This window comes from Pseudomonas sp. TJI-51 (genome assembly GCF_000190455.2).
Lineage (GTDB): Bacteria > Pseudomonadota > Gammaproteobacteria > Pseudomonadales > Pseudomonadaceae > Aquipseudomonas > Aquipseudomonas juntendi.
In genome coordinates this window covers 1-13,758 of the sequence record NZ_AEWE02000114.1, presented here as the reverse complement: position 1 = coordinate 13,758, position 13,758 = coordinate 1, and the positions used below count along the sequence as shown (strand labels likewise).

The window sequence follows — 13,758 nt, the reverse complement described above, 5'->3', positions numbered from 1 at the left end:
AACCAGGGCGAAGTGTGCACTGCCGGTTCGCGCCTGCTGGTCGAGCGCTCGATCAAGGACAAGTTCCTGCCCATGGTGGTCGAGGCCCTGAAAGGCTGGAAGCCCGGTAACCCGCTGGATCCAGAGACCACCGTGGGTGCGTTGGTCGATACCCAGCAAATGAATACCGTGCTGTCGTACATCGAGGCCGGCCACAAGGATGGCGCCAAGCTGCTGACCGGCGGCAAGCGCACCCTGGAGGAAACCGGTGGCACCTATGTGGAGCCGACCATCTTCGATGGCGTAACCAATGCCATGCGCATCGCCCAGGAAGAAATCTTCGGGCCGGTGCTGTCGGTGATTGCCTTCGACACCGCCGAAGAAGCCATCGCCATCGCCAACGACACCCCGTACGGCCTGGCGGCTGGTATCTGGACGGCGGACATTTCCAAAGCGCACAAGACTGCGCGGGCCGTGCGCGCCGGCAGCGTGTGGGTCAACCAGTACGACGGCGGCGACATGACCGCACCGTTCGGTGGCTTCAAGCAATCGGGCAACGGCCGTGACAAGTCGCTGCATGCGCTGGAGAAATACACCGAGCTGAAGGCGACCTGGATCAAGCTGTAATGCCAGGAGGGGCCGCTTTGCGGCCCATTCGCGGGTAAACCCGCTCCTACAGGTACTGCACCGCTTTCAAGGGTGGTGGTGTACCTGTGGGAGCGGGTTTACCCGCGAATGGGCCATGGAAAATTCTTGGCCTGGGAGGCAGCAATGCGTTGGGGGACCTACTTCGCCGTACTGGCATCAGTGCTCAGTGTCGGCCTGGCGCTGGGCGTGAGCATGCCCCTGGTATCTCTGCGTCTGGAAGCCTGGGGCTATGGCAGTTTCGCCATCGGCGTGATGGCCGCGATGCCTGCGCTGGGGGTACTGGCGGGTGCCAGCCTGGCCAGCCGCCTGGCCGGCTGGGTCGGCTTACCTGCGGCCATGCGCATCTGCCTGTGGGGTGGTGCGTTGTCCATCGGCCTGGTCGCGCTATTGCCCAGCTACCCGCTGTGGTTGCTGTTGCGGCTGATGATCGGCATGTCCCTGACCGTGGTGTTTATCCTGGGTGAGAGCTGGATCAACCAGCTGGTGGTCGAGCAATGGCGCGGCCGCCTGGTGGCGCTGTACGGTAGCAGCTACGCCTTGAGCCAGCTGGCTGGGCCGCTGGTGCTGGGCGTACTCGGTTCGGCTGACGATTTTGGTTTCTGGGCCGCCACCGGCCTGTTGCTGCTCGCGCCGCTGGTGCTGTTGGGGCGCGGCGGTGCACCGAGCACCGAAGCTTGCAGTGTCGGCTTCGGCGACCTGTTCAGGTTCTGCCGTCGCTTGCCCGTGATTGCCTGGGCCATCGCCCTGTTTGCCTCGTTCGAGGCAATGATCCTGACGTTGCTGCCGGTGTACTGCCTGCAGCAAGGTTTCACCACTGAAATCGCCTTGTTCATGGTCAGTACGGTAGTGGTCGGCGATGCTGTGCTGCAGTTGCCCATCGGCGCGCTGGCCGATCATATGTCGCGCCGTGCGTTGTTCACCGGCTGTGCGGTAACGCTACTGGTCTCCAGCCTGGCGATCCCGCTGTTGCTGCACACGCCGGTGATATGGCCGCTGTGGGTACTGTTCGGGGCCAGTGCCGGCGGCCTTTTCACCTTGTCGCTGGTGCTGATCGGTGAGCGCTACCGCGACGATGAACTGGTGCGGGCCAATGCTCACGTGGCGCAGTTGTGGGGCATTGGCTGCCTGTTGGGGCCATTGTTGGCCGGGGCAGGCAGCCAGTGGGTCAGCGGGCATGCGTTGCTGTTGCTGATGGCTGCAGGGGCTGCGGGGCTGGTGGTGTTGACCCAGAGGCGCGGGGCTTTTGAGGCTGTGTCTGCCTGAGCGTTTCCGGGGCCGCTTTGCGGCCCATCGCGACACAAGGCCTTACCTCAAGAACCGCGTACCCCTGTAGGAGCGGCCTTGCGTCGCGATGGGCTGCAAAGCAGCCCCAAAATCGCCGCTACAACATTTTCTCCAGGCCAACCGCCTTGCTGACCCAGGCATTGAACCTGCGCCACATCCCGCCCGGCTCGGAGGTCAGCACATGCTGCTGTCCATTGTCCTCAGTCGCCCACACCAGTTTGCCCCCCTGCAGTTTCACCTGATAGCTCAGCGCCGGCGCCATACCCTGCTGGCTCAGCTCGCGGGTGTATTCGGCCAGTTCCGGGCTGTCCACCAGCACCCCCACTTCGGTATTCCACAGGACCGAACGCGGGTCGAAGTTGAATGAACCGATGAAGGTCTTGCGCCGGTCGAACACGATCGCCTTGGTGTGCAGGCTGGAGTCCGAGCTACCGCGGAAACTCAAGCGCCCTGCGCTGGGGTCGCCCGGCTGGCGGCGCAGCTCATAAAGCTGTACCCCATGTTCGAGCAAGGCCCGGCGATAGGGGGCGTAGCCACCGTGCACGGCCGGCACATCGGTGGCTTCCAATGAGTTGGTCAGCAGTTTTACCGAGACACCTGCGTCGGCACGGCCGGTCAAGTACAGCAGCCCTGGCTCGCCCGGCACGAAATAAGCCGATGTCAGCATCAGTTCGCTGTGCACGTTGGCCAGGTCAGGCGCCAACTGGTGGCTCAGCAGCAACTGCGGGTCCGGCTCGTCATCGGCCAGTACCTTGCTTGGGGCATCCCACAGCGCCTGGGCATGGGCCCAGATCAGCTCGTTGCGCCACACATCCAGGCGCGGCTGCGACTGGTAGGCCATCAACCGATCGTACAAGGCCTTGCGCTGGGTCCTGGCTTCAGCCAGCGAGACTTCCAGGCGATGACGACTGGCACGCAGGTCGTCGGCATCCGGCGCATGCCACAGAAAATCGCTGATAGGTCGGCTGAGCGCGCTGTTCCAGTACTGGTCGAAACTGTGCCCCAGTTGCTCGGCTATAGGGCCGACGCTCAGCAGGTCGATGTCGGTGAAGTTGAGGTTGGGCTCGGCATCGAAATACTCGTCGCCGAGGTTACGGCCGCCGACGATAGCCATGCTGTTGTCCACCAGGAACAGCTTGTTGTGCATGCGGCGGTGCTGGCGCGACAGGTTGAACAGGCGGCCGAAGGCGCGCGTCACCCCGGTGCTGCGGCCAAGGTGCAGTGGGTTGAACACGCGGATCTGGATATTCGGGTGGGCAGCGAGGGTGCCCATGATGGTGTCCAGGCCGTCGCTGGTGGTGTCGTCGAGCAGAATGCGTACACGCACGCCGCGGTCGGCGGCACGCAGCAGTTCGTGCACCAGGGCGCGGGTGCTGAGGCCGTCGTGCACGATGTAGTACTGCAGGTCGATGCTGGCCTGGGCGTTGCGGATCAATTCGGCGCGGGCGCGAAATGCTTCGTTGCTGTTGGGCAGCAGGCGAAAGCCGGACTGCCCGCCATACGGTGCCGCCTGGCGCAGCACCGAGCGGCCGAAGGCCGATTCGCTGGCGGGCAGGGCCTGGCTGGTTTCGCGTGGGGTACCGACGCTGGCACAGCCGGCAAGGCCGAGCAACAGCATCAGCAGCAAAGACAAGGCGCGCTGGGGTCTCAAGGGTGGATCGTCCTGTGCGGCAAGGGCTGTGGAGGTTGGACAGTGGCGGGCGGCGCAAAGTTACGCGTCGGCGCTTTCTTCATCCAGTAGACGAAGGGCGGTTTCACCTACCTTGCGCACGGCAGCCTCGATCTGTGGCGTTGGCCGCGCAGCGAAGTTCATGCGGAGGCAGTGGCGGAACTTCCCCGAGGCCGAGAAGATACTGCCCACCGCCACCTGAACACCTTGCTCCAGTAAAGCGCGGTTCAGCCGCAGCGTGTCGAAATGTTCGGGGAATTCCACCCACAGCATGAAGCCGCCCTGCGGCCGGCTGACCCGGGTACCCGCCGGGAAGTAGCGCGTTACCCAATCGCTCATCAGGTCACGGCCACGCTGGTACTGGCTGCGCATGCGCCGCATGTGGGGCTGGTAGTGCCCGCCGGCGATGAAATCGGCAATTGCCAGTTGCGGCTGGCTGGCGCTGCTGCCGGTACTGATGTATTTCATGTGCAGCACCCGTTCCAGATAGCGCCCAGGTGCCACCCAGCCCACCCGCAGGCCGGGGGCCAGGGTTTTGGAGAACGAACTGCAGAGCAACACGCGGCCATCGTCGTCGAATGACTTGAGGGTGCGCGGGCGCGGGTAGGTGTAGGCCAGGTCGCCGTACACATCGTCTTCCAGGATCGCCACGTCGTAGCGCTGGGCCAGGCTGAGCAAGGCCTTCTTGCGCGCCTCGGGCATGATGTAGCCGAGTGGGTTGTTACAGCTGGGGGTGATCTGAATGAGCTTGATCGGCCACTGCTCCAGGGCCAGCTCCAGCGCTTCCAGGCTGATGCCGGTGACCGGGTCGGTGGGGATCTCCAGCGCTTTCATGCCCAGGCCCTTGAGGGTTTGCATGGCGCCGTGGAAGCTGGGCGAGTCGACCGCAACGATGTCGCCTGGCTCGCAAACCGCGCGAATGCTGCATGACAGCGCTTCATGGCAGCCGGTGGTGATCACCAGGTCGGCCGGGCCCAGGCGGCAGCCGGAATCGAGCATCAGCCGCGCTACCTGCTCGCGCAGCGCCAGGTTGCCATGGATATTGTCGTAATACAGCCCCGGCATGTCCTGGCGCCGGCTCAACTGGGCGAGGCTGCGCAGCAAAGGCTTGAGGGTTGGGCTGTCGATATCGGGCATGCCGCGGCCGAGTTGCACCACGTCCTTGTGCGGGGTGCTGCGCACCAGCTCGAGTACCTGTTCCCATTGCGAGATGTCCACAGGGCGCTGGGCCGGGCGGCTGACTGCAGGCAGCGCTGGCAGCTGGCGGTGGTCGCTGACGAAATAGCCGGACTTGGGCCTGGGCGAGACCATGCCGCTGTCTTCGAGCATGCGGTAGGCCTGCTGCACGGTGCTCAGGCTGACCCCGTGCTCCACGCTCAGGGCGCGTACCGACGGCAGGCGCTGGCCTGGGCGATACAGGCCCTGCTCGATGCGGGCACCGAGCAGTTCGGCGAGGTTGAGGTAAAGGGTCAAGGCATACTCCTGGGCTACCTGTAGGCAGCGACCGGTACAGTTGCCTGGAAAATACAGCATTCAGTCGGCCGCTAGCCAATGCTGTATGGGAATAATAAGGCTGTTTTGGATCTGTATTGCCGGTATCGCCCTCGCGCATGCTTTCCCTACGGTATCGACTGAACGGGGAGGGTGCGGTGATGGGGGGCATGAGCGATGTGCGCTTGCAGCTGTTGGCCAAGGAACTGGAAACCGAGCAGCAGGCCAAGGTGTTCAACGCGCCGCAGGGGTTGGGGCGCTGGGGCCTGATGCTGCACCGCTGGCGTACCCGCAGGGCGCTGTTGCAGTTGACCGATGCCGAGCTGCGCGATGTTGGGCTGAGCTGGGAGCATGCGCGGCTCGAAGGCCGCAAACCCTTCTGGAAGGACTGATGTGCTGTATGGCTTCAGAGCAGCTCTTTGAGCCGATGCCACAGCATCCCCAAGGCCAATAGCGGCGAGCGCAGGTGCTGGCCGCCAGGGAAGGTGATATGTGGCACCTTGGCGAACAGGTCGAAGCGCCCGCTTTCCTGGCCGCTGATGGCTTCGCCCAGCAGGCGCGCGGCCAGGTGGGTGGCGTTGAGCCCATGGCCCGAGTAGGCCTGGGCGTAATACACGTTCGGCTGGCTGCCCAGCCGGCCGACCTGCGGCAGGCGGTTGGCGCCGATGCCGATCATGCCGCCCCACTGGTAATCGATGCGTACGTTGGCCAATTCGGGGAACACCTTGAGCATCTTCGGCCGCATGTAGTCAGCGATGTCCTTCGGGTCTCGGCCCGAGTAGTGGCAGGCACCGCCGAACAGCAGCCGGTTGTCGGCTGAGAGGCGATAGTAATCCAGGGCTACCCGTTGGTCGCACACTGCCATGTTCTGCGGCAGCAGCCTGCGGGCGCGTTCCTCGCCCAGCGGCTCGGTGGCGATGATGTAGCTGCCCGCTGGCAGCACCTTGCCGCCCAGTTCGCGGTTGAGGTTGTTGTGGTAGGCGTTGCAGCACAGCACCAAGGTCTTGGCGCGCACCCGGCCTTGGGCGGTATGCACTTGCACTGATGTGCCGTAGTCGATGCGGGTAACTTCGGACTGCTCGAACAGCTTCACCCCCAGGCGCGCGGCCACGGCCGCTTCGCCCAGGGCCAGGTTGAGCGGGTGCAGGTGCCCGGAGCCCATGTCGATCAGCCCACCCACATAGCAGTCGGCGCCGACCACGCTGTGGATATCGTCCTTGCCGACCAGGCGCAGCTGGTGTGGGTAGCCGAGGCTACGCAGCTCTTCGGCGTCTTCGGCAAAGCCCAGCAGCTCCGCGGGTTTGTTGGCCAGGTCGCAGTAGCCCCAGGCCAGGTCGCAGGCAATGGCATGCCGCTCGACCCGCTCGCGCACGATCTGCACGGCCTCCAGGCCCATCAGCTTCATGCTGCGCACGCCGTCCTCGCCAATCACCGGCAGAAACTGCTCCAGACCATGGCCGACCCCGCGAATCAGCTGGCCGCCGTTGCGCCCACTGGCGCCCCAGCCGAGTTTGCGCGCTTCCAGCAGGATGACCGAGAAGCCGCGCTCGGCCAACTCGATGGCCGTGTTCAGGCCTGAATAGCCACCCCCGACGATGCACACGTCGGCACTGTGCTCGCCCTGCAGGAAAGCGTGGTCAGGGTGTGGCGCGCTGCTGGCGGCGTAGTAGGAGGCGGCGTGCTGCGCGCTGTGGATCATGGCGTCGGTCCTGGGGCTGGTGGGCGAGGGGGGGAGGATAAGCCGGGGCTATTGGGTGGGCAACCGACCCCACCGCCGGCAAGCCAGCGCCCACAGGGTATGTGCAAGGGCTGAGACCAGTGGTGTACCTGTGGAAGCTGGCCTGCCGGCGATTGCCCTATAATCCAACCCCTGTTTTTCAATTTTGTACTTAGCCATGTCCTGCAACCGCCACAAGATCCACTTCCTGCGCGAACTCATCCCTGCCTTCGAGTGCGAACCCGGCTGCCACGACTGCTGCGGCCCGGTCACCACTTCGGCCGAAGAAATGGCCCGCCTGCCGCGCAAGTCCCAGGCCGAGCAGGATGCCGCCCTGGCGCGCCTGGACTGTGTGCACCTGGGCCCCAATGGCTGCACGGTGTATGAAGAACGGCCGATGATCTGCCGCTTGTTCGGCACCACCCCGCGCATGGCCTGCCCCCGTGGCCGGGGCCCTGAGCCGATGATCGACCCAGGCGCGGAGCAGCTCGTTCACCAGTTCATCGCCAGCACCCGCCAGGTGTTGGTCTAGCGTCAGTCCGGAATCGGCAGGCAGAGGCTCTCCTTCACCTCTTCCATCACGATGTAGCTCTTCGACTCGCGCACGTGCGGCAGCTTCAGCAGTATGTCGCCGAGCAGCTTGCGGTACGAGGCCATCTCGGAAATGCGCGCTTTCACCAGGTAGTCGAAGTCACCGGAAACCAGGTGGCACTCCAGCACGTGCGGCAGCTTCAGCACCGCGCGGCGGAACTCTTCGAAGGTGTCACCCGACTTGTAGTCCAGGCTGATTTCCACGAACACCAGCAGGCTACCCTTGAGGTGCTGCGGGTTCAGGCGGGCGTTGTAGCCCATGATGATGCCCTCGCGCTCAAGGCGGCGAACCCGCTCGGTGCAAGGGGTGGTGGACAGCCCGACTTTCTCGCCCAGTTCGGTGAAGGAAATACGCCCGTCATTCTGCAGGATACGCAGAATGTTGCGGTCGATCTTGTCCAGTTCACGCTTGCTCTGGTGCTGGGTTCTCATAGGGGATGCCCCTCCGTGAAAGGCGATTATGCCGAGAATTCTCGCCAATAATAGGCTTTTATATAGTGAATTGCACTGCCCTCGAATTTCTATACTGCGCCCATCCATGCCATTTCCATAAAAGTCTGCGGCGTGCCGCGTGTGAGGGATACAACGATGCGAGTTCTGGTACTTGGTAGCGGTGTGATTGGAACCGCCAGTGCCTACTACCTGGCCCGGCAAGGTTTCGAAGTGACGGTGGTCGACCGCCAGCCGGCGGTGGCCATGGAAACCAGCTTCGCCAACGCCGGCCAGATCTCGCCCGGCTATGCCTCGCCCTGGGCCGCCCCGGGTGTGCCCCTGAAGGCCATCAAATGGCTTATGGAGCGCCATGCACCCTTGGCAATCAAGCTCACCGGTGACGTTGACCAGTACCTGTGGATGGCCCAGATGCTGCGCAACTGCACCGCCAGCCGTTATGCGGTGAACAAGGAGCGCATGGTGCGCCTGTCCGAGTACAGCCGTGACTGCCTCGACGAGCTGCGCGCCGAAACCGGCATCAATTACGAAAACCGCAGCCTGGGCACCACCCAGCTGTTCCGTACCCAGGCCCAGGTCGATGCTGCGGCCAAGGATATCGCCGTGCTCGAGCAGTCTGGCGTACCGTACGAATTGCTGGACCGCGATGGCATTGCCCGCGTCGAGCCGGCCCTGGCCGGGGTGAAGGACATTCTCGCTGGCGCCCTGCGCCTGCCCAACGACCAGACCGGCGACTGCCAGCTGTTCACCACCAAGCTGGCCGACATGGCGCTGAAGCTGGGCGTGGAGTTCCGCTTCGGCCAGGACATCCAGCGCCTGGACTTCGCCGGCGACCGCATCAATGGCGTGTGGATCGACGGCAAGCTGGAAACCGCCGACCGCTATGTGCTGGCGCTGGGCAGCTATTCGCCACACATGCTCAAGCCGCTGGGGATCAAAGCCCCGGTCTATCCGCTGAAGGGTTACTCGCTGACAGTGCCGATCACCAATGGCGACATGGCGCCGACCTCGACCATTCTCGACGAGACCTACAAGGTTGCGATCACCCGTTTCGACAACCGTATCCGCGTTGGCGGCATGGCTGAGATCGCCGGTTTTGACCTGTCGCTCAACCCGCGTCGGCGTGAAACACTGGAGATGATCGTCAACGACCTTTATCCTCGCGGCGGTGATCTGAGCCAGGCCAGTTTCTGGACCGGTCTGCGTCCGGCCACCCCGGACGGTACACCGATTGTCGGTGCCACGGCGTTCCGCAACCTGTTCCTCAATACCGGTCACGGCACCCTGGGCTGGACCATGGCGTGCGGCTCCGGGCGCCTGCTGGCAGACCTGATCGCGCGCAAGAAGCCGCAGATCAGCGCCGAGGGCCTGGACATTTCCCGGTATGGCAACAGCCGGGAAGTGGCCAAGCACGGGCATGCTGCGCCGGCTCACCAGCAGTAAGGTCGCCTGTACCGGCCTCATCGCCGGCAAGCCAGCTCCCACAGGATCTCCGCAGTTCTCAGGCCTTGTGAGAGTCCTGTGGGAGCTGGCTTGCCGGCGATGAATCCAACACCGATTTCTAATTGAACCACCATAAGGCAGCCGCCATGCGTCCCGCCCGCGCCCTGATCGACCTCCAGGCCCTGCGCCACAACTACCGTCTGGCCCGTGAACTGACCGGTGCCAAAGCCCTGGCCGTGATCAAGGCCGATGCCTACGGCCACGGCGCCGTGCGCTGTGCCCTGGCCCTGGAGGCCGAAGCCGATGGCTTTGCCGTGGCCTGTATCGAAGAGGCGTTGGAACTGCGCGGTGCCGGTATCAAGGCCCCGGTGCTGCTGCTGGAAGGCTTTTTCGAAGCCAGCGAGCTGGCACTGATCGCCGAGCACGATCTGTGGTGCGTGGTGCACTCGCTGTGGCAGCTGGAGGCGATCGAGAAGGCGCAACTGCGCAAGCCGCTAAGTGTCTGGCTGAAGCTGGACAGCGGCATGCACCGGGTGGGCTTGCACCCCAAGGATTACCACGAGGCCTACCAGCGCCTGCTGGCCAGCGGCAAGGTCGCGCGGATTGTACTGATGAGCCACTTCGCCCGTGCCGACGAACTGGATGCTGACGCCACCGCGCAGCAGATCGCCGTGTTCGAAGCCGCACGCCAGGGCCTTGCGGCCGAGTGCAGCCTGCGCAACTCGCCCGGCGTGCTGGGCTGGCCGCAAGCGCCCAGCGACTGGGTGCGCCCAGGCCTCATGCTGTATGGCGCCACGCCCTTCGAGGTGGCCCAGGCCGAAGCTGCGCGCCTGCAGCCGGTGATGACCCTGCAATCGCGGGTGATCAGCGTGCGTGAGCTGCCCGCCGGCCAACCGGTGGGCTACGGTGCCAAGTTCGTCAGCCCTCGGCCGACCCGTGTTGGCGTGGTGGCCATGGGGTACGCCGATGGCTACCCGCGCCAGGCGCCCAATGGCACGCCGGTGCTGGTTGCGGGCAAGCGCGCCCCGTTGATCGGCCGGGTGTCGATGGACATGCTCAGCATCGACCTCACCGATGTGCCCGACGCCACGGTGGGTAGCCCGGTCGAACTGTGGGGCAAGCAGGTACTGGCCAGCGAAGTGGCGGCACAGGCTGGCACCATTCCTTACCAGATCTTCTGCAACCTGAAACGGGTCCCCCTGGACTACGTCGGCGAATGACACGCTGATGCGGACAGGTTGAGGGCGGTGTGTTGTAAATACTGAACGGCATTGCCATGATATCGTTCACATCCACCCCCCTTTCTACCGTTTCAGGAGGCTCCAGCTTTGGACGTCGGCGAACGACTGCAAGCCATCCGCAAGCTCAAGGGCCTGTCCCAGCGCGAACTCGCCAAGCGCGCCGGGGTGACCAACAGCACCATCTCGATGATCGAGAAGAACAGCGTAAGCCCCTCCATCAGCTCGTTGCGCAAGGTGCTGAGCGGCATTCCCATGTCCATGGTCGAATTCTTTTCGGTCGAACTGGAGGCGCAGAGCCCTGCGCAAATTGTCTACAAAGCCCACGAGCTGATCGATATCTCGGACGGTGCGGTAACCATGAAGCTGGTCGGCAAGTCGCACCCCAACCGCGCCATTGCCTTCCTGACCGAGGTCTACCCGCCGGGCGCCGACACCGGTGCCGAAATGCTGACCCATGACGGGGAGGAAACCGGCATCCTGCTCGAAGGCCGCCTTGAGCTGGTGGTCGGCAACGAGATTTTCATCCTCGAGGAAGGCGACAGCTACTACTTCGAAAGCACCCGCCCGCACCGCTTTCGCAACCCGTTCGACCAGCCTGCACGGCTGATCAGTGCCGCTACGCCCTCAAACTTTTGATCCAGCGCAGTGCATTGATTCGGCAATACCCCTTTCCCGTGTAGGGTCGTTTCACCGCCTTCAGGTTGCCGCTATACTTTCCAGCGCTCGCTGTTTCGTGGCCGCGGGCGTGATTAGCCACCATGAGGGTGTTCGCGTGAACCAAATCAAGAAGATGCTGGCCGTACCAGCAGCCGTATTCGCCCTCTGGGCAATGAGCGCAACCGCTGCGACCAATGACGACATTGCCAAGCGCCTGGAACCCGTTGGCCAGGTCTGTGTGCAGGGCCAGGAGTGCAAAGGCATGGAAGTGGCGGCGACCGCGGGTGGCGGTGGTGCCAAGACCCCGGACGAGATCATTGCCAAGCACTGCAATGCCTGCCATGGCAGCGGCCTGCTCGGCGCGCCCAAGGTGGGTGATACCGCGGCCTGGAAGGAGCGAGCCGACCACCAGGGCGGCCTGGATGGCATCCTGGCCAAGGCCATTACCGGCATCAACGCCATGCCACCGAAAGGTACCTGCGCGGACTGCTCGGACGACGACCTGAAAGGGGCGATCAAGAAGATGTCCGGGCTGTGAGCTGCAGCTGAATTTCACCAGGCCCGCCATTGATGGCGGGCTTTGTTTTTGTGGCGGCTGTGCCGGCCTCTTTGCGGCTTTGGCCGCGAAAGGGCCCGCACCGGCAACCAACTCGCTTGAGTTCATGTCCAACCCCTGAACCCACGGATGTCTCAGGAGGCCCCATGCACCTCTGCTCCATCGACCAGGCTGTCGAGCAGGTCCTGGCACGCCTGCCAGCTCATATCCACATGGGCCTGCCGCTGGGCCTGGGCAAGCCCAACGCCTTCGTCAATGCCCTCTACGCCCGCGTGCGCGGACTGCCCGAACGGCGGCTGACCATCTACACCGCCCTGTCCCTGGGCCGGCCGGCACTGGGCGACGGGCTGCAGCGGCGGTTTCTGGAGCCTTTTGTCGAGCGCGTGTTTGCCGACTATGAAGAGCTCACCTACCTCAGCGACCTGCGCAACGACACATTGCCCGCCAACATCCGCGTCGAGCAGTTCTTCATGCAGCCCGGCAGCTTGCTGCACAGCGAATCGGCGCAGCAGGACTACGTCAGCAGCAATTACAGCCACGCCGCGCGGGATATCAACGCCAAGGGCCTGAACCTGATCGCCCAACTGGTGGCTGCCACGCCCGAAAAGCCCGTGCACCTGAGCCTGGCCTGCAACCCCGACATCACCCTCGACCTGCTGCCCATGGTCGCCAAACGCCGCGCTGCCGGTGAAACCATCCTCATGCTGGGGCAGGTGCACGCCGAGCTGCCTTACATGCCTGGCGATGCCGAGCTGCCGATCGACGCGTTCGACCTGTTGCTCGACGAGGCCGAACAACGCCGGCTGTTTTCCACACCGAACATGCCGGTCGGCATTCAGGACCACTGCATTGGCCTGCATGCCAGCAGCCTGGTGCGCGACGGCGGCACGCTGCAGATCGGTATTGGTGCCATGGGCGATGCGGTCGCCGCGGCATTGCTGGCGCGCCAGGGCGACAACGCCGGCTACCGCGCGGTGCTCGATGCACTCGATGTCGGCCCCTGGCAGGCGCTGATCGAACGGGAAGGGGGGCTGGATACCTTCGCTCAAGGCCTCTACGGCTGCAGCGAGATGTTCGTCAACGGCCTGCTGGTGCTGGCCGAGGCAGGCTTGTTGCGACGCCCGGCAGATGAGCAGGGCGCGTTGTTGCACGGTGGCTTCTTCCTTGGCCCGCAGGCGTTCTATCAGCGCTTGCGCGAGATGCCGCTGGAGCAGCGTGCACAGTTCGTCATGACCCGTATCAGCTTCATCAACGAACTCTACGGGCAAGAGGAACTCAAGCGCCGCCAGCGCCGCGATGCCCGCTTCATCAACACCGCATTCTGCATGACCCTGCTGGGTGCCGGGGTGGCCGACCAGCTGGAAGATGGTCGAGTGCTCAGTGGCGTGGGCGGGCAATACAACTTCGTTGCCCAAGGCCATGCGCTGGAGGGTGGGCGCTCGATCCTGCTGTTGCGCAGTTGGCGCGAGTCGGGCGGTGAGGTGACGTCGAACATTTTCTGGGCGTACGGCCACTGCACCATCCCCCGGCACCTGCGCGATATCGTGGTGACCGAATACGGCATCGCCGACCTGCGTGGGCAGACCGACAGCGAAGTGATTGCACGGTTGCTGGCGGTAAGCGATTCACGGTTCCAGCAGGGGCTGATCGAGCAGGCCAAGAGTGCCGGCAAGCTGCACAAGGGCTTTGAGCTGGACGCGCGCTTTGCCGACAACACCCCGCAACGCCTTGAGGCGGTCAGGGCGCAGCATGCACGGTTGTTCCCCGAGTATCCGCTGGGTACGGACTTCACTGCCGAAGAGCAGGACCTGTTGCGGGCGCTGAACTGGTTGAAGAGCAAGTTCAAGTTGAGCGAGGTGCTGGAGCTGGGCAAGGCCGCGCTGGATGCGCCGGGGCCGGAGGGGTATGAGCAGCATCTGGAGCGGATGGGGCTGGATGCTCCGCAGGGGTTGAAGGAAGAACTTTATCAGCGGCTGTTGCTGGCGGGGTTGGCGGCTACCTGATGAATTGCCGGGGCTGCTTTGCAGCCCAT

Annotated in this window: 12 protein-coding genes and 1 pseudogene (1 of these 13 only partly in view); 9 read left to right on the top strand and 4 right to left on the bottom strand. The window is 64.1% G+C overall.

The features are described from left to right. Positions 1-606, top strand: a pseudogene (locus G1E_RS21940) (aldehyde dehydrogenase) (it extends 886 nt beyond the left edge of the window). A 144-nt stretch (positions 607-750) separates the two neighbouring features. Beyond that, positions 751-1,890: an MFS transporter gene (locus tag G1E_RS21935; protein WP_009682919.1), complete on the top strand. Its 1,140-nt coding sequence runs from the start codon at positions 751-753 to the stop codon at positions 1,888-1,890. A gap of 118 nt (positions 1,891-2,008) precedes the next feature. Here the strand turns inward: G1E_RS21935 and G1E_RS21930 are convergent, their stop codons facing one another. Next, complete coding sequence (locus G1E_RS21930; RefSeq protein ID WP_033690422.1) at positions 2,009-3,562, bottom strand: phospholipase D family protein; 1,554 nt, start codon at positions 3,560-3,562, stop codon at positions 2,009-2,011. Positions 3,563-3,622: 60 nt separating this feature from the next. Then, a complete protein-coding gene (locus G1E_RS21925; RefSeq protein ID WP_161893043.1) occupies positions 3,623-5,053 on the bottom strand; it encodes a PLP-dependent aminotransferase family protein in 1,431 nt (476 codons plus the stop codon). Positions 5,054-5,232: 179 nt separating this feature from the next. Here G1E_RS21925 and G1E_RS21920 point away from each other — a divergent pair, with 179 nt between their 5' ends. Further along, entirely contained in the window at positions 5,233-5,463 is a 231-nt protein-coding gene (locus G1E_RS21920; RefSeq protein ID WP_047150106.1) for a DUF1127 domain-containing protein, read from the top strand. 14 nt (positions 5,464-5,477) lie between these two features. Here G1E_RS21920 and G1E_RS21915 read toward each other — a convergent pair whose 3' ends face one another. Further along, positions 5,478-6,770 carry an FAD-binding oxidoreductase gene (locus G1E_RS21915; RefSeq protein WP_009682924.1) on the bottom strand — a complete coding sequence of 431 codons (1,293 nt, stop codon included), beginning with the start codon at positions 6,768-6,770 and terminating at the stop codon, positions 5,478-5,480. Positions 6,771-6,966: 196 nt separating this feature from the next. On the opposite strand from G1E_RS21915, the gene G1E_RS21910 reads away from it, so the two are divergent. Then, complete coding sequence (locus tag G1E_RS21910) at positions 6,967-7,320, top strand: YkgJ family cysteine cluster protein (RefSeq protein ID WP_009682925.1); 354 nt, start codon at positions 6,967-6,969, stop codon at positions 7,318-7,320. Positions 7,321-7,322: 2 nt separating this feature from the next. On the opposite strand, the gene dadR is transcribed toward G1E_RS21910, so the two are convergent. Continuing rightward, entirely contained in the window at positions 7,323-7,811 is a 489-nt protein-coding gene (dadR, locus tag G1E_RS21905) for a transcriptional regulator DadR (protein WP_003258963.1), read from the bottom strand. Between the two features lie 156 nt (positions 7,812-7,967). On the opposite strand from dadR, the gene dadA reads away from it, so the two are divergent. The 5 genes from dadA (at position 7,968) to G1E_RS21880 (ending at position 13,729) form a co-directional block, all read left to right on the top strand. Beyond that, a complete protein-coding gene (gene dadA, locus G1E_RS21900; protein WP_009682926.1) occupies positions 7,968-9,272 on the top strand; it encodes a D-amino acid dehydrogenase in 1,305 nt (434 codons plus the stop codon). 146 nt (positions 9,273-9,418) lie between these two features. Further along, entirely contained in the window at positions 9,419-10,492 is a 1,074-nt protein-coding gene (gene alr / locus G1E_RS21895; protein WP_047150105.1) for an alanine racemase, read from the top strand. A 108-nt stretch (positions 10,493-10,600) separates the two neighbouring features. Then, positions 10,601-11,149 (top strand): cupin domain-containing protein, encoded by a 549-nt coding sequence (locus G1E_RS21890; protein ID WP_009682929.1) that lies wholly within the window; start codon positions 10,601-10,603, stop codon positions 11,147-11,149. Positions 11,150-11,303: 154 nt separating this feature from the next. Continuing rightward, complete coding sequence (locus G1E_RS21885) at positions 11,304-11,708, top strand: cytochrome c5 family protein (protein ID WP_033690433.1); 405 nt, start codon at positions 11,304-11,306, stop codon at positions 11,706-11,708. A 164-nt stretch (positions 11,709-11,872) separates the two neighbouring features. Then, positions 11,873-13,729, top strand: a complete 1,857-nt coding sequence (locus G1E_RS21880; protein ID WP_009682931.1) for an acetyl-CoA hydrolase/transferase C-terminal domain-containing protein — start codon at positions 11,873-11,875, stop codon at positions 13,727-13,729. Positions 13,730-13,758 lie beyond the last annotated feature (29 nt).

What these genes read in the sequence shown, in the direction of transcription:
- dadR (WP_003258963.1), bottom strand. Translation starts at nt 7,811, where the DNA reads ATGAGAACCCAGCACCAGAGCAAGCGTGAACTGGACAAGATCGACCGC.
- G1E_RS21885 (WP_033690433.1), top strand. Translation starts at nt 11,304, where the DNA reads ATGCTGGCCGTACCAGCAGCCGTATTCGCCCTCTGGGCAATGAGCGCA.
- G1E_RS21920 (WP_047150106.1), top strand. Translation starts at nt 5,233, where the DNA reads ATGGGGGGCATGAGCGATGTGCGCTTGCAGCTGTTGGCCAAGGAACTG.
- dadA (WP_009682926.1), top strand. Translation starts at nt 7,968, where the DNA reads ATGCGAGTTCTGGTACTTGGTAGCGGTGTGATTGGAACCGCCAGTGCC.
- alr (WP_047150105.1), top strand. Translation starts at nt 9,419, where the DNA reads ATGCGTCCCGCCCGCGCCCTGATCGACCTCCAGGCCCTGCGCCACAAC.
- G1E_RS21935 (WP_009682919.1), top strand. Translation starts at nt 751, where the DNA reads ATGCGTTGGGGGACCTACTTCGCCGTACTGGCATCAGTGCTCAGTGTC.
- G1E_RS21915 (WP_009682924.1), bottom strand. Translation starts at nt 6,770, where the DNA reads ATGATCCACAGCGCGCAGCACGCCGCCTCCTACTACGCCGCCAGCAGC.
- G1E_RS21910 (WP_009682925.1), top strand. Translation starts at nt 6,967, where the DNA reads ATGTCCTGCAACCGCCACAAGATCCACTTCCTGCGCGAACTCATCCCT.
- G1E_RS21880 (WP_009682931.1), top strand. Translation starts at nt 11,873, where the DNA reads ATGCACCTCTGCTCCATCGACCAGGCTGTCGAGCAGGTCCTGGCACGC.